Annotated in this window: 15 protein-coding genes; 5 read left to right on the forward strand and 10 right to left on the reverse strand. The window is 54.5% G+C overall.

The window, feature by feature from the left end; genetic code table 11:
• Positions 1-111 precede the first annotated feature (111 nt).
• From ACXI0A_RS14135 to ACXI0A_RS14170, 8 genes are all read right to left on the reverse strand, one after another.
• Positions 112-1,443 carry an MFS transporter gene (locus ACXI0A_RS14135; RefSeq protein ID WP_224931429.1) on the reverse strand — a complete coding sequence of 444 codons (1,332 nt, stop codon included), beginning with the start codon at positions 1,441-1,443 and terminating at the stop codon, positions 112-114.
• A gap of 627 nt (positions 1,444-2,070) precedes the next feature.
• The gene (locus ACXI0A_RS14140) at positions 2,071-2,373 is read right to left on the reverse strand and encodes a helix-turn-helix domain-containing protein (protein ID WP_224931427.1); all 303 of its coding nucleotides are present in this window, start codon (positions 2,371-2,373) and stop codon (positions 2,071-2,073) included.
• Positions 2,374-2,377: 4 nt separating this feature from the next.
• Positions 2,378-2,731 carry a type II toxin-antitoxin system RelE/ParE family toxin gene (locus ACXI0A_RS14145; protein ID WP_476148201.1) on the reverse strand — a complete coding sequence of 118 codons (354 nt, stop codon included), beginning with the start codon at positions 2,729-2,731 and terminating at the stop codon, positions 2,378-2,380.
• A 171-nt stretch (positions 2,732-2,902) separates the two neighbouring features.
• The gene (locus ACXI0A_RS14150) at positions 2,903-4,207 is read right to left on the reverse strand and encodes an NtaA/DmoA family FMN-dependent monooxygenase (RefSeq protein ID WP_476148199.1); all 1,305 of its coding nucleotides are present in this window, start codon (positions 4,205-4,207) and stop codon (positions 2,903-2,905) included.
• Between the two features lie 11 nt (positions 4,208-4,218).
• Positions 4,219-5,418 (reverse strand): amidohydrolase, encoded by a 1,200-nt coding sequence (locus ACXI0A_RS14155; RefSeq protein WP_476148197.1) that lies wholly within the window; start codon positions 5,416-5,418, stop codon positions 4,219-4,221.
• Between the two features lie 276 nt (positions 5,419-5,694).
• The gene (locus ACXI0A_RS14160; protein WP_476148195.1) at positions 5,695-6,351 is read right to left on the reverse strand and encodes a methionine ABC transporter permease MetI; all 657 of its coding nucleotides are present in this window, start codon (positions 6,349-6,351) and stop codon (positions 5,695-5,697) included.
• A complete protein-coding gene (locus tag ACXI0A_RS14165; protein WP_476148193.1) occupies positions 6,332-7,459 on the reverse strand; it encodes an ATP-binding cassette domain-containing protein in 1,128 nt (375 codons plus the stop codon). Before ACXI0A_RS14165 ends, ACXI0A_RS14160 begins: the two co-directional genes overlap by 20 nt.
• A 9-nt stretch (positions 7,460-7,468) precedes the next feature.
• On the reverse strand, positions 7,469-8,296 hold the full coding sequence (locus ACXI0A_RS14170; protein ID WP_476148191.1) for a MetQ/NlpA family ABC transporter substrate-binding protein: 828 nt from the start codon (positions 8,294-8,296) through the stop codon (positions 7,469-7,471).
• Between the two features lie 212 nt (positions 8,297-8,508).
• Between ACXI0A_RS14170 and ACXI0A_RS14175 the strand changes: the two genes are divergently transcribed.
• The 3 genes from ACXI0A_RS14175 to ACXI0A_RS14185 all read left to right on the forward strand — a co-directional run bounded on the left by ACXI0A_RS14175 (position 8,509) and on the right by ACXI0A_RS14185 (position 11,454).
• A complete protein-coding gene (locus ACXI0A_RS14175) occupies positions 8,509-9,150 on the forward strand; it encodes a TetR family transcriptional regulator (RefSeq protein WP_476148189.1) in 642 nt (213 codons plus the stop codon).
• Between the two features lie 74 nt (positions 9,151-9,224).
• On the forward strand, positions 9,225-10,607 hold the full coding sequence (locus tag ACXI0A_RS14180) for a D-arabinono-1,4-lactone oxidase (protein WP_476148188.1): 1,383 nt from the start codon (positions 9,225-9,227) through the stop codon (positions 10,605-10,607).
• Between the two features lie 19 nt (positions 10,608-10,626).
• Complete coding sequence (locus ACXI0A_RS14185) at positions 10,627-11,454, forward strand: glycosyltransferase (RefSeq protein ID WP_476148186.1); 828 nt, start codon at positions 10,627-10,629, stop codon at positions 11,452-11,454.
• A 38-nt stretch (positions 11,455-11,492) separates the two neighbouring features.
• On the opposite strand, the gene ACXI0A_RS14190 is transcribed toward ACXI0A_RS14185, so the two are convergent.
• Complete coding sequence (locus ACXI0A_RS14190) at positions 11,493-12,515, reverse strand: LLM class flavin-dependent oxidoreductase (RefSeq protein WP_476148184.1); 1,023 nt, start codon at positions 12,513-12,515, stop codon at positions 11,493-11,495.
• 217 nt (positions 12,516-12,732) lie between these two features.
• On the opposite strand from ACXI0A_RS14190, the gene ACXI0A_RS14195 reads away from it, so the two are divergent.
• Both ACXI0A_RS14195 and ACXI0A_RS14200 read left to right on the forward strand, forming a co-directional pair.
• The gene (locus ACXI0A_RS14195) at positions 12,733-13,782 is read left to right on the forward strand and encodes a fatty acid desaturase (RefSeq protein ID WP_476148182.1); all 1,050 of its coding nucleotides are present in this window, start codon (positions 12,733-12,735) and stop codon (positions 13,780-13,782) included.
• A complete protein-coding gene (locus tag ACXI0A_RS14200; RefSeq protein ID WP_476148180.1) occupies positions 13,679-14,464 on the forward strand; it encodes a PhnD/SsuA/transferrin family substrate-binding protein in 786 nt (261 codons plus the stop codon). The genes ACXI0A_RS14195 and ACXI0A_RS14200 overlap by 104 nt, the downstream gene beginning before the upstream one ends.
• A gap of 120 nt (positions 14,465-14,584) precedes the next feature.
• Here the strand turns inward: ACXI0A_RS14200 and ACXI0A_RS14205 are convergent, their stop codons facing one another.
• Complete coding sequence (locus tag ACXI0A_RS14205) at positions 14,585-15,925, reverse strand: NtaA/DmoA family FMN-dependent monooxygenase (protein ID WP_476148178.1); 1,341 nt, start codon at positions 15,923-15,925, stop codon at positions 14,585-14,587.
• Between the last annotated feature and the right edge of the window lie 4 nt (positions 15,926-15,929).

Consider the following 15,929-nt stretch of genomic DNA (forward strand, 5'->3'; position numbering starts at 1 on the left):
CAAATCTTGCGAACACGCTGCGGCATTTCAGAAGTAGCCAAAAAAAATTCAAAAAGCCCGCTCAGGTTTACCTGAGCGGGCTTTTGTCTTTCTACGATATTTTTCTTTCTATTAACGTGCCAGTGAAGCCGCCTGACTCAGCGTCATGTTACGCGTTTCCGGTGCCAGCCATACCGAAACCAGCAGACCAATAAAGGAAACAATCGCGGCAGCATACATGGTGTATTCGATGCCCAGGCTTTGCAGGGAAATCGGCACCAGCCAGGTTCCCGCGGCAGAACCGATACGTGACATGGATGAACCCATACCGACGGCAAAGGCACGCACTTCTGTTGGGAACAGTTCGTTGGGATATACCAGTTCCAGCACCTGCGCACCGCCGATAAACACCGCGTAGGCACCAAACATCACCAGCACCAGCATCTCTGAACCGTGCGAGAACATCCCCAACGCCAGCAGTGCAAGGCTTGACCACAAGAAGCTGTGAATGATCAAACGGCGGCGGCCCATGGTATCAATCAAGCGGGTGGCGATTATGCAGCCCACCACAAACAGCAAGGTGATGGCGATTGAACCCAGTGATGCCCACTCGCCGTCCAGATTCAGGGCTTTCAATACCACCGGTGCGAACGAATACACCGCAAACATCGGCACAACGGCAGCACTCCAGAACACCGAGACAAACAGCATGCGTTTACCGTAACCAGAGCGCACCAGATCTTTCAGCGTAACTTTGGCTTCCACCGACTCCGCTGGCATATTTTTCAGCGAGAATTCTGGACCGTAGACTTTCTTAATGATCTGCTCAGCCTCATTGAAACGACCTTTGCTGACTAACCAGCGTGGCGATTCCGGGGTGCCGATACGCAGAACGAACAAGAGCACACCCAGCACGGCCGGGCTGGCCAACACCAAACGCCATGCTGCATCACCGCCAAAGGAGAGGATCAGGTTGCCCACGATGTAAGCCAATGCCGCACCGGCAAACCAGAGAATGGTTAAACCGGCCAAACGTTTACCGCGATGTTTTTGCGGCAAGAACTCGGTCAGCAGCGAACCGGCGACGGGATATTCCAACCCGACTCCGACACCCACCAGGAAACGCAGGATAAACAGCGTGAGCGCCGATTCCGCCCAGAAGGTGCCGACTGAGCCGAGGATAAACAGGATAGGTCCGACGAAGAACAAGCGACGACGGCCAACAATATCGGTCAGCCATCCACCGAGAAAGCCACTGCAGAAGGTACCGAGCATCGCAGAAGCGGCCACCATGCCCTGCCAGAAGGTATCAAGTTGCAGATGTTGGGAAAACTGCACGATCGCCACGCCAATGATGCTCAGCACGTAGCCATCAAGAATCCAACCGCCGCCGGCGCGCAGTGACATCAACTGGTGAAAATTATTAAGTGGGACATCTTCAATAGATATATTGTTGTTGCTCATAACAGGGTCTCTCCTGAATTATTCATTTCTCTGCAGGCGCAGCGATCTGTCCAAATCAAAGCTGATTTGGCGGAACGTTAAAGAAATAGAAAAAACATCATTGACTGCTTTAGGTATTTCCCTGAACAGGAAATTGACCTCGAAATTGAAAAACCCTGCGTTTAATCCCTGAACTTAAATAATGAAATTAAGGATGGCCCACTTACAGGTCGTCTGCTTTCATCATTGATTAGCGGTGTGCTTACCCAAAACGCATTTGTTCGCTTTTGTCTGTTAATCACAGGTTAACTCCATGTTCAAACTATGCTGATTTCCAGGTGGTGTAAACATGCCCAGGACACCCAAAAGTTGAGATTGTGATCATCTCCAAAATTCATCTGGAAAAATAATTGGAAAAAGTTATACGTGTAACGTACTGATATTAAATGTATTAATTTTCATACTGGGTAAAAACATACTACTTAATTGTATTTCCTTTGTATTTTTCATGTATGCAAAAAGTTACGTAATGGGATGGTTTTTCGTGGAAAGGGAAGCTAGAAAGGAGGCGCTATTCGGTGTGGATGTGTGCGAAACAGTGCGTCAGATCGCACTGTTTTATTCGCGGCAGAGAGTCAGGGAAGGAAATTAAACGACAAACTCGTAATGTGAGCCGTCGGGGAGCTCAATATTGAGGCGTAGTTTTCCGCCAGCCGCTTCAACATAGCGCTTAAGCGTCGAGAGTTTTAAATCCCGACCAGGTTTTTCCATTCCAGCTACAGTGGGTTGTTTAATATTTAACTGCTGAGCCATCTCCACCTGAGTTTTTTTTACTCTTTCACGCAATTCTGCAAGGTGGATATTTAACAATACTTCTTCAGCCATGGCGTTAGCTTTAGCCACCACCTCAGGCTTCTCAGCCGCAAGAAGCTGTTCGAGTGTTCTGCCCATGCCGTTACTCCTTTCTCTCTTCGCGTTGAAGATGATGGGTAAATTCTTTATCTGCGAGCGGGATCAGCTCAGCATAAAAACGCTTTTCATTGCCACACTTATGACCCGCACAAAGCACTACACCGCTGCGCCGGGGATCGAATGCGTAAGATGCCCGAATAGGATCACCTTTGCTCTGAATACGAAGCTCTTTCATATTGCTAAAACGAGAACCTTTGAGCGTGTCTGCGTAAGGCCTGCATAACGCTGGGCCTGCTTGCTGCAATACGATCAATGCGGACAAAACGCATGATCTATCAATGCCGTCTTGCGCCACAAGCCAATCATCAAACGTGTCCGTTGTTATTATCTGCCACATGATACGCTCCTTGTAATATAGGTCAAATGCTATATAGGTTAAAGGCGATAATCAGTGTGGCGAAGCATCGTGAATCACGCACTTAATCTGTTAAAACATGTCGATACGCATTCCAATAAAAAATGCCCGCTCAGTTATCCTGAACGGGCATGATCTGCATCCACGTCGATGTTAATCCACGGCAGGCGGTAAAGGAGCCAACTCCAGGTTGCTGCGGAAATCACTGCCTTGATAGTCGCTATCCAGCAGATTACGGCGGCGTAGTTCGGGGAGCAGTCCATTGAGCAGCAAATCTTGCTGGTCGGGGCTACCCAGCCCGTGCAGGGAAATCACGTCCAGTACGCCCGCCTGGTAACGCTGTTCAATGGCATCGGCAAGTTGCTCTGGCGTGCCTGTCACAAACCAGTGGCCGGTCTCCTCGGCTTTGATGATCAGTTCACGTAGCGTCAACCCCTCCAACGCATACTGCCGGAAGATGGCAGCACGGCCCTGGCGGCGATGCACCTGCGCCAGTTGCGGAATCAGCGAAGCGGGCAACGGCTGGTCGAGCGGCAGGTCAGACAGATCCACTTCACCGCCCAGCATATCCGTGACGCGCAATCTACCTGTTTCATAATTGATGCGCTCATGTTTGTCTCGCAGGCGACGTGCCACATCCTCGTCGCTGTCGCCAATGATGGAATGGAATGAGTTCATGATCAGCGGTGGATTATGTTCGCGGCCAAAGCGCCGCGCACGCTGCTGCACATCTGCCACAAACGTCTGTGCCGCCTCAAAGGTCGGCTGCGAAGTGTAAATCACTTCGGCATAGCGCGCGCCCAGCGTCACACCCGCCTCAGATTGCCCGGCCTGAAACTGCACCGGACGACGCTGTGGCGGAGGCGGTACGTTGAGCGGTCCGGCGACCTGGAAGAAATCACCACGATAGTGGATAGGATGCAGTTTGCGATGATCAACACGAATGCCACCGCTTGCCGTGCGCTGCACTGCCGCACGTTCGTTGGCGTCATACAGCGCGTTCATCACCTCGATAAATTCGGTAGCGCGTGCATAACGTTCCTGCGGCGGTGGCAGCTGGCTTTCACCGAAATTCTCCTCACCGACTGAGGAAGTTACCGCATTCCACCCTGCTCTGCCGCCACTGATGTGATCCAGCGTAGCGACCTGGCGCGCCAGATTATAAGGATGCAGCCAGCTGGTGCTGACCGTAGCGATTAAGCCAATCTGCGATGTGACCTGGCTCAACGCCGCTAAGGCAATCAGCGGGTCCTGTGTGCCGGTGGTGCCCGCCAAACCGGCCGGATCGGCCTGCAGCAAATCGGCGGTGAACAGCCCGGTAATCTTCTCGCGCTCCGCGATTTTCGCCAGCTCAATGGCGCGCGCGATACCCACGCCCGGTTGGCTGTCATTGCCCGCGGAAATCACACTGCTGGCACCTACTAATGTTTTGAGTTTTCGACGATACGTTTGCGACACCACAATCTCCTTTAGGCCTGGCGTGTGAAATCCGCTCTAACAGCTTGTAGCGCATCTGCATCAATCAGCAGACGCAACCCGGTGCGTGCCAGCACGCGTGCGCCAATCAACAACGCCTGATAGCCGCGCTCAGAATTGGCAGCTTCGCGGAACGGCACGGTGTGAAAAATCAGATCATCCGGTCCGATTTTCAGCCAAGGGTGCGCAGTGGGTACGGCATGACTGATGTCCCCGGCATCGGTTGAGACTTTATTGCGCTGGGGCGAGAGATCGACCTGCTCACCTGCCGCACGAAACTCCTCCAGCAGCACCGCATCCAGTGCAGAATTAAGTTTGAAATCACGCGGACCGATTTGATGATCAATCTCCACACGTGCACCGGTCGCCAGCGCCACACCTTCTGCAATCGCTCTTAATTTAGGCTCCAAAGATTCCACTAACTCGCGGCTATCGGCACGAATGTAGTAGTGCGCCGAAGCGTATTCCGGAATCACGTTCGGAGCCTGACCGCCATTGGTGATAATCCCGTGCACACGTACGCCATCCGGCAGCTGCTGGCGCAATACGCTAATTCCGTTGTAAAGCAGCACCAGCGCATCCAGCGCGTTGATGCCTTCATGCGGCGCGCTGGCAGCGTGTGAGGGTTTGCCATAAAAGTGGAAATAGAGATGATTGTTCGCCAACGTTGATTCAGTGAGGCGCGTTTTACCGGATGGATGCACCATCAGCGCCACATCGACATCATCGAGCAGTCCGGCTTCGACAAACCGCTTCTTCACATTGCCTTTTGGCCCGCCGGGACCGGCTAAACCGCCCTCTTCGGCTGGCGTTCCTAACACCACGACACGGCCGCCGGTGTGTTCCAGCACCTGAGACAGCGTGATGGCCGCCGCGACACTGGTGGTGCCGATCAGGTTGTGTCCGCACGCATGGCCGATACCGATCAGCGCATCGTATTCTGCCAGGAAGGCAAGGGTCGGGCCCGGTTTACTGCTGGCCTTAACCGCGTAAAACGCGGTTTCATGTCCGGCGACGTTGTGCGTGACTGCAAAGCCCTGCTCAGTGAGCAACTGCGTCAACTGCTCACTGGCAAAGTATTCGTTGTTACCGGTTTCCGGCTTAGCAAAAATCGATTTCGCCACCGCAATATACGAGGCGCTGTGCTGTTCGAGATGGTTTTCCAGCGTAAGCTGAAGCGTGTTCAGCGGCATAACGGATTCTCCTGAATCAGGGCAAGTCAATGCCATCACTCTAAGCGCGTTAGCTGCTGATGTTTATCAAGAAATAGTGATAAGGATTGCGGGAAAAGGCACAACTGATTTACGGCAAAAATGCGCAATAAATTGCCCCGCGACGGTTATTTTGCCGCGGGCGATCCCGTATTGGGCGACCTGAAGGCTACCCCTGTAAAGGCTTGATGTGCTGGACATTCACTACGGTTGGCCACGCCTGTAAAACCGCTAGCGACGCGAGTTATCGCGCGAAGTCTAGTGCCGCTTATCGATGTGCTGCACCAGTCGATCGCCAACCCACTGAATGCCACACACCAGCACAATCAACACCGCAATCACCGCGATCATCACTGAGGTTTCAAAGCGTTGATAACCGTAGCGGATCGCCAGATCGCCTAATCCGCCCGCACCAATCGCACCGGCCATCGCTGATGCGCCGATCAATGCCACCAGCGTCACCACAAACCCCGAGAGAATGCCGGGCAGCGCTTCAGGAATCAGGACATCCCAGACGATCCGTAGCTTGCTGGCGCCCATCGCGCGTACCGCATCAATCAGACCACGATCCACATCGCGCAATGATACTTCTGCCACGCGAGCGAAATACGGCGTTGCGGTGATCGACAGCGGAACTATCGCCGCCCACGTCCCCAGTGAAGTCCCCACCAGGAAACGGGTAAACGGAATCAGCGCCACCAGTAAAATGATGAAAGGGAGCGATCGGAAGCCGTTGATGATCAGCCCCAGCACCCGGTTAATCCCGCGATGTTCCGCAATGCCGCCCGCACTGGTCATCACCAGAATCAACCCCAACGGCAAACCGGCCACCAGCGAAAACAGCCCGGAAATCAGCGTCATTAATACCGTTTCGCCCAACGCGTTGAGCAATAAATCAATCATCACTGGCGACATAACCCACTAACTCCACTTGCGCCTGCTGCCCGCGCAGCCAGCTGAGAATCTGTTGCTCATCGGTCACGTTGGCGACCGGAAGCGCAATAAAGAAGCGCACCACAGCGTAGTGCTGAATATGGTCGATGCCACCTTGCAGTAAGCGGAATTTACCCGGCAACGCTGCGGCAAAACGGGTCAGCAGATCACCCTGCGCGTCCTCGCCAGCAAAGTGCACGCTGTAAATGGCTTCGCCCTGTCTCCTCTCGGTAACCCGTGCGGCAAGTGCTTCCGGTAACTGCGGCAGCAATCCACGCAATAAGGTTCGCGTCAGCTCAGATTGGGGATGGGCGAACACCTGCCACACTGGGCCTTGCTCAATGATCTCACCCGCGTCAATCACCGCCACGCGGTGCGCCACCGACTTGATGACTTCCATTTCATGGGTGATCAGTAGAATCGTGATACCCAGTTTTTGGTTGAGCGATTTCAGCAGCGCGAGGATGGAACGGGTGGTTTCAGGATCGAGCGCTGAAGTCGCTTCATCACACAGCAGCAGCGCCGGGCTGGCAGCCAGTGCACGGGCAATACCGACACGCTGTTTCTGACCGCCCGAGAGCGCCGCTGGATAGTGCTGCGCCTTATCCGCCAGCCCCACCAGTTCCAGCAATTCCGCTACGCGTTGGGCACGTTGCACCTTATCCAGACCGGCAATTTTCAGCGGCAACGCCACGTTCTGCGCCACGGTTTTCGCCGACAGCAGGTTGAAGTGCTGGAACACCATACCGACGCGACTACGCACAGATTGCAGCTGTTTTTCCGACAGGCCGGTAATTTTCCGGCCTTCGATTTCAATGACGCCTTCGTCAGGTTGCTCCAGCCCGTTCAGACAGCGAATCAACGTCGATTTGCCCGCACCACTGCGGCCAATCAGGCCGAGAATCTCACCTTTCTGCACCGTCAGTGAAATATCGCGTAGCGCCTGAGTTTGCCCAAAGCGACGTGAAACACCTTGCAAGCGCACCACGCTGCCGCTTTCGCGGGCAAGACGTTCACGGTCTTGCGCATTCTCTACCACACCACGCGTCAACGCGCTGAAGGGCGCTTCGGCTCCTGAGAAAATCGTCATGCTTAATCCTTACCAGGCCGTTTCGCCAGTGCCTTTATAGACCTTGTCAAACACGGTTTTCACAGCGTCGTTCTGATACGAGGACACCAGCGTTTTCACCCACGGTGCGCTAACGTTCTCTTTCTTCACGGCGATAAAGTTGTTGTACGGGTTGTCTTTCACCGGTTCCTGAGCGATGCGATCGTCTGCGGTCAGACCACTTTTCAACGCCCAGTCGGTGTTGACCACTGCCGCATCCAGATCCGGTACTGAACGGCCAATGATGCCGGAATCAAGTTCTTTGATTTGCAGGTGATGAGGATTCGCGGTGATATCTGCCGTGGTGGCGGCAATGCCGACGCCAGGCTTCAGCTTGATTAGACCTTGCTGTTCCAGCAGCACTAAGCCACGCGCCTCGTTGGAAGGATCGTTCGGCACACCAATTACCGCACCGTCTTTCAACTCAGCCGCCTTCTTCACTTTCTTCGAGTAGAGACCAATCGGCCACACTGCCGTATCGCCCACGCGAACGATATCGTAATGATTCACCTTAATCTGGTTATTGAGGAACGGCTGATGCTGGAAGGCATTGGCATCCACCTCACCATTTTGCAGTGCCTCATTCGGCTGGTTGTAGTCGTTGAAAATCACAGTTTTCACCGTCAGTCCTTTGGCAGCTGCTTGCTTGATCACTTCGCGCCAGACGTCTTCATCTTCTCCGCTCATGATGCCGACTTTGACTGAGGTTTTATCCGCTGCGTGTGCCAGTGAAAGCGGCGCTAAAGCGGTGCTGGCCAGCAGTAAAGCGCCAGCGGTTAACAAGAATTTATTTTTGGCGGATGCCAGGCGTGTGTGCATAGTTATTTCCTAATCGTTATAATTGCAGCGGTCAAAGTACACTGTCGTGATGAACAGATAGCCGCAGTATACGCAGATGCTTATTCCTGCATTATGATTTATCCGGGAATGCTATTCCTGAAAAGAATAAAGAGACCCAGCCGCTCGCATCGCCACAAGTGAACGGACGGCTGTGATACCATGCCGTTTTGATTGGCCTGTTATTGAGCGCTATGTCGGACACTACAACGAAACGTAAAAATGACCCGGAAGGGCTGAAAAAACGCATCCTTGCCGGTGCCCTGAAAACCTTCGCCGAGTTCGGTATGCAGGGCGCACGCCTTGAGCAGATTGCTGAACACGCGCAAACCACCAAACGTATGGTGGTGTATCACTTCGTCAATAAAGAGAAGTTGTATATCGAGGTGCTGGAGCAGGTCTATCAGTCAATCCGTGAACACGAAACCGGGTTGAACCTTGCACAAATGGAACCCGAGCAGGCGATGATTAAACTGGTCGAAGCCAGCTTCGATTATCACGCCACGCATCAGGATTTTATGCGTTTAGTGTGTACGGAGAACCTGTTGCGCGGGCGCTACATTGTGCAGTCTGAGCGCATCAAAGCGTTGAACAAAAGTACCCTGGATCTGCTGGATGACATCCTGACGCGCGGCCAGCAGCAAGGCATCTTTATTGATGGCCTGAACACCGTGGACGTACACCGCTTATTGAGCAGTATCTGTGTGCACCACGTTGCTAACCGCTACACCTTCCATTTCCTGTTCACACCTGAAGATACGGAAGAGGACAGCATCCGCCGTAACCGCCAACTGGCCGTGACCGCAACGCTGCGCTACATCTGCAAGGCGCCTTAAACCAGGGCAGTGCTGTGATGGTCTACGCTTAAAGCTTTGGGACCGTCACAGACCTCAGTATAAGGAACGCCGTAGTGAACAGAGATTCCCTCCTTTATCCCCTTCGCAACCCGCAAAATACCGAGCACGACAGTGCCTTGTGGAACTGGGCGCAAAACACCGTGGTGGGCCAGCGTGAGCAAGTCCATCAGCCGCAAAACGAAGCCGAACTGCAACAGCTGCTGAGTTCGTCAACAGGCAAAGTACGCGTTATCGGCAGCCGCCTTTCACCCGGACGCATGCTGTGTGTGAACGCTGACGATCTGTTGCTGGATCTCAGCGCGATGCAAGGCGTGCTGGGCGAAGATGACGCCAGTATCACCTTCGCAGCCGGCACGGTTTTGCAACAAGTGTTCGATGCTCTTACCGAACGCAATCGCATGCTGGCCTGTTCGCCTGGCGTGATATCCGTACAGACACTGGCCGGTGCCATGGCCACCGGCACCCATGGTCAGGGCCTGAATCAGAGTTCTCTGGCAGATGAAGCGTTAAGTATCCGCATGGTGATGGCCGATGGCAGCGTGCGGGAATTTCAGCGAGGTGAACCCGATTTCCCCGCCACGCAGACCTCCCTGGGATCGCTGGGGATTGTGACCGCCATAACGTTGCGCACCGAGCCGTTCCGCCTGTTTACCTGCCATAAATTTGCCGAGTCTGCGGATACGCTGGAGCAGGATCTGCCGCGCTGGAATCAGCAGTATGAACTGAGCAAAGCCTGGTGGTTTGTGGATGACAACCTGATGCACGTGTGGAATGCCAACCCCGCCAGTGAAGCAGATGATCAGGCGTGGCACGCCAATGGTGGAGAGGTGATCGAGCATGGCGATGACACTGACAGCAGTCTGAACGACACCATCGATCAGACGCTGGCGCACATGCATCGTGATACGCAGATTGAAGGCAAAGGCGGTAAACAGTTCCGTACGGTCACGCGATTCCGCGATTTCACCGACCTCAGCGGCGACATCTACCAGCTGTTTTGTCGCGGTATTGCCGTGCCGCAAATCAACGTGGAAATTGGCGTGCCGTTAGAAAAAACGCCACTTATCATCAGCAAAATTAAAGCCTGGTATGCGGAGAATCATCCGCACATGCACTACCCCATCATCCTGCGTTGCACTGGCGCGTCGGAAGCCTGGCTGAGTCCTGCTTATCAACACCCCACCTGCTTCTTTGGCTTTGTGGTCTATTACGCCGATGACGGTTCGCTGTCACAGGACGGTCTGCATTTCCTTACCGAAGTGGAAAAACTGCTGGCGGCAGAGGGCGGCCGACCGCACTGGGGCAAATATTACGATCCGCAGCGCTACAGCTGGCGTGACATCTATCCGCAGTGGGATGCGTTCCGCGCGATGCGCGAGCGGCTGGATCCGCAGCATCGTTTTAGCAATGACTATATTACGGCGCTATTTGATTGAATTTTACGGGGGAGAAATTATGTATGCATGGGTAACACTGCTGACGCAGCCGGACTATTTTATCGGCGTAAAAGCGCTGCACCGATCGCTAAAACGCAGCGAAACGAAATGGCCCTTAATTGTCATGGTCACTGATGCGATTGATATCGAAACGCGTGAAGCATTACAGGAATTGGGATGTGTGATTCATCCGGTTGAGCCGTTGATGCCCAGCGCCGACCTTGAGCAGCACTACGCTTCTGCTCAATTCGGCGAAGTGTGGAGCAAACTGCGCGCATGGGAATTGACCGGCTGCGATCGCGTGGTGTTTCTCGATGCCGATATGCTGGTGCTGCGCAATATGGATGAGCTGTTTACGCTGGATTTGGGCGATCATGCTTTGGCCGCCTGCCATGCCTGCCGCTGCAATCCCAACAAGATCGCCAGTTATCCCGCCAGCTGGCAGCCGGAGAACTGTCACTATACCTGGCAGGATCGCGGTGAGCCGGCACCCGCCAGTCTTGACCGTTATCTGAATGGCGGCTTTTTGGTGCTCGAACCGGATGAAGAGGTGTTTAGCTGGCTACAGCAAAAAGTGGCTGCTATCACTGATCTCCGCCGCTATCCGTTCTCTGAACAGGATTTGCTCAATGAAGTGTTTGAGAATCGCTGGCTACCGCTGCCGTATATTTACAACGCACTGAAAACGCTGCCGTTCCAGCACAGCGCTATGTGGCAAGAGGATGAAGTGAAGAATCTGCACTTTATTCTGGCTAAGCCATGGAAACGCGACCTCAACCAACCCGAAAGCGAGCGCGACCGCTACTACGCATTGGATAAGTTGTGGTGGGAGTTAGGGGTTAATTAAGAAAAGAGGCGCACTTTGTAAAGTGCGCCTCTTTAATTTTAACGCCAGCCCAGCGCCGGTGCCACGTGGGTCAGGATGCTTTCCATCACGTGCGCACAGTAATCTACGCCCAGCTGGTTCGGGATGGTGAGCAGCAACGTATCGGCTTCTGCAATCCCTTCGTCCTGAGCCAGCTGTTTGATCAACTGCTCTGGCTCTGCCGCATAGCTACGACCAAAGATGGCGCGGGTTTTCTCATCAAGGAAGCCCACGGAATCCTTATCTTGTCCGCTGCGACCAAAGTAAGCACGGTCGGTGTCGTTGGTCAGCGCAAAGATGCTGCGGCTCACTGAAACGCGCGGTGCACGTTGGTGTCCGGCCGCTTCCCAGGCTTCACGGTAGGCACGGATCTGCTTCGCCTGCTGGATGTGGAACGGTTCGCCGGTCTCATCATCTTTCAACGTCGAGCTTTGCAGATTCATGCCCTGCTGAGCTGCCCAGATGGACGTCGCATTTGAACCTGAACCCCACCAGATACGCTCACGCAGACCTTCTGAGAACGGCTCAAGACGCAGCAGCCCCGGCGGGTTTGGGAACATCGGCTGTGGATTCGGTTTAGCAAAACCTTCACCGCGCAGCACTTCCAGCAACTCTTCGGTGTGACGACGTCCCATATCGGCATCGGTTTCACCCTCTTTTGGGTTAAAACCAAAGTAGCGATAGCCTTCGATCACCTGCTCCGGGGAGCCACGGCTCAGACCGAGTTGCAGACGACCGTTAGAAATCAGGTCTGCCGCACCGGCATCTTCCGCCATATACAGCGGGTTTTCATAACGCATATCGATCACGCCGGTACCGATTTCGATGCGATTGGTTTTCGCGCCGACCGCTGCCAGCAGCGGGAACGGTGAACTCAGCTGGCGAGCAAAGTGGTGAACACGGAAGTAAGCGCCATCCGCCCCCAGCTCTTCCGTCGCCACTGCTAAATCAATCGATTGCAGCAACACGTCCTGAGCGGAACGGGTGGCTGACTGTGATGACGGGGTCCAGTGACCAAAGGATAAGAAGCCAATCTTTTTCATGGTGAAATTCTCCAGGGGGACCGCACTGGCCCGCATATGATGCATTAGGTTTCGATGAAGAAAGGTTACGCCAGCCTTGAGGTGACTGATAGCCAATAGTTTTCGCGCGCTTCATCAACATTTTTGTATAAGTCATAAAAACACGGTCTTTGTGTTTATCACGGTGATCAATCATCGTGCGGAGCATTCATCCGTTTCGCAGGTTTATGGCATCCTCATGGCAAACGACTATATCCACGCACAGCAGCGTGAAGTGGTGCATCAACTGGGCCGCAGCTGGCTGTGGCGCAGTGAGCTACCCACCTGGGCTTTAATGGTCACGGTGTACAGCGGCTGGTTCGCCTGCGTGATTTACTGGCAAACGCTGGGACTTTTCGCCACCACTCTGCTGCTGATTGTGTTGACCACCTGGTATATGTCGCTGCAGCATGAGCTGATCCATGGCCATCCCACGCGTTTCCCTCGGCTCAACCAGCTGTTTGGCACCCTGCCGCTGGCGGTGTGGTATCCCTATGGGCTGTATCGCGATTCGCATCTGGCACATCACCGCAATCACACCCTGACCGACCCGGATGAAGATCCGGAAACCTATTACCTTTCACCGGAACGCTGGGCGCAGCTCAAAGCGTGGCAGCAGCGCGTGATTCATCTGCGCAATACTTTTCCCGGCCGTTTACTGCTGGGTCCGCTACTGGATATCGCGGCCACGCTGAAGATGATGCTGCTGGCGCGGGACCGTGCGGCTATCAGCATGTGGGTGATTCATCTCGCACTACTGGCGGGGCTTTTTTACTGGATGCAGCAGCAAGGATTAACGCCGCTGTGGTTCGTGGTTGCCGTCAGTTATCCGGCATTGGCACTGACCAAAATACGTTCTTTCTACGAACATCGCGCAGAAGAAGCGCCGCTGGCACGCTCCGTGAATAACGAAGCCGCGTGGCCGTGGCGTTTGCTGTTCCTGAATCTCAACTATCATTCTGTACATCACGATCTGCCCGGTTTGCCCTGGTACGGTTTGCGCAAAGTCTATCTGCTGTATCGCGACGGCTACCATCAGCGCAATCATGGTTTCCGCGTCGCCGGTTATGGCGAGTGGTTGCTGCGCTTCTGGCGCAAACCGGTCAACGTTAACGCCCATCCGGGAACGCACAAGGATGCACAGCATGCCGATCATTTCATTGCCGATGTACGACATTCACCACCCGACGACGCTTGGCCTGACCGCAGCGCTAACGACGCTGCTGAAACAACGCGGCGTGCAGGCTGAGGTTGAGTGGCACAGCGATCTGTTGCCACACTGGCGCGACGATAATGTGCTGTTGAGCCAGACCTGCGGTTATCCGCTGGTGAAATCTTTGTCCGATGTGCAACTGGTCGGCGCGTTTCAATCCAACGCGCAAGGCTGTGAGGGACTGCGCTATCGCAGTTGGTTGGTGGCACGCAAGGAGGATGAAAATCTTACCCTGAGCGATTTTCGTGGCCGCCGTGCCGTATGCAACAGTGATGACTCGCACTCGGGCTACAACTCGCTGCGCTACGTGATAGCGCCACTGGCACACGATGGCGCATTTTTTAGTGATACGCAGTTAAGTGGCAGCCATCGTCAATCGCTGGCCGCGTTGCGTGAACAACGTGCGGATATCGCAGCGATTGACTGCATCACCTGGGCGCTGTTGCGTGCTCATCACTCTGAAGAACTGGCCGGTCTGGAGATTATCGGCGAAACTCCGCTGTGTGCCGCATTGCCGTTGATCACCTCAGCGAAAACCGATGCCAAAACGCTTGAGCATCTGCGCAGTGCCCTGACCGAACTCACCACCGATAAGAAGTATCAGCAGCTGCTGCTAGCGAGTCTGATCAGCGGTTTTGCGGTACCAGAACGGGCATTCTACGATGAGGTGCAAGCGTGGGAAGATCAGGCTGCGGAGTATGGTGTGACGGCACTTTGATTGCCTCTGCAGTTTTTTTGACGATGCGAGCCTGCAGTCCACAGCACCTTTGTTGATGAAAAGATGCTGTGGCCAGAACGTGGGTGCTCCTTATGTTCACCTAAGCTTAGGATTCTCCGGTTAAGCCACGATTTGCTGACGGCGCTGTGCGGCAAACTGGTTTTCCGGTTCGGCTAATCCCAGATTCTCACGCAATGTATCGCCCTCATACTCGGTGCGATAAATCCCGCGCGCCTGCAATAGCGGGATCACCTGCTCAACGAAATCATCAAATGCAGTCGGTGTTCCACCGCGTACGATAAAGCCATCGGTGGCCCCCTCCAGGAACCACTGCGCTAATCCGTCTGCCACCTGCTGTGCAGTGCCGAGGAAACTCGGACGCGGAGTGGCTTCCTCCAGCGCGGCCTGACGCAAGGTTAAACCGTGCTCACGCGCATTCTGCTTAATCTTATCGGTGGTGCTGCGGAAGCTGTTCGCTCCGAGATCGCCAATCTCAGGGAAGGGTTCATCCAGCGCATACTGAGTGAAATCGTGGTGCTCGAAGTAGCGCCCCAGATACTCCAGCGCTTTATCGATGGTCACCAGCTCGGCGGTTTGCTGATAACGGCGCTCGGCGCCCTGTTCCGTGTCCCCAATGATCACGCTAATGCCCTGGAACACGCGGATCTCATCGGCATCACGGCCACGCGCCACCAGGCGGCGTCGCACGTCTTCACGAAACTCACGCGCCTCTTCCAGCGTCTCCTGGCGGGTGTAAATCGCATCCGCGGCTTCAGCAGCAAAAACTTTACCCGCCTCAGAAGCCCCAGCCTGGAACACAATTGGCCGTCCCTGCGGTGAGCGGCCAACATTTAACGGCCCCTGCACGGCAAAATATTTGCCCTTGTGATTCAAGGTATGCAGCTTGTCTGCATCAAAGAATTGTCCGCTGGCCTTATCACGCACGAAGGCATCCTGTTCCCACGAGTCCCACAGCCCTTTCGCCACCTGCAAGTATTCGCTGGCAACGCGGTAGCGCTCATCGTGCTCCGGATGGGTGGCGCGTGAGAAGTTTTTCGCTGAGCCTTCCAGCGGCGAGGTCACGACATTCCAGCCAACCCGCCCGCCACTCAGTTGATCGAGGCTGGCAAACTGACGCGCCACGGTAAACGGCTCGCTGTATGAGGTGGAGAGCGTTGCTACTAAACCAATTTTCTGCGTCACCAGTGAGAGTGCGGAGAGCAAGGTGATCGGCTCAAATCGGTTAAGGAAGTGGGGAATCGACTGCGGCGTGATGTACAGCCCATCCGCAACGAACAGGAAATCGATCTTCGCCTGCTCGGCTTTACGCGCCAGATCCAGCACGTAATCGACGTTGATGCTGGCATCTGCCACCGCATCAGGATGGCGCCATGCCGACATGTTGCCCGAGACACCTTGAATAATCGCCCCCAGCCGCAGCTGGCGTTGTGTTTGACTCATATCA

The organism is Pantoea sp. C1E2 (assembly GCF_056491465.1).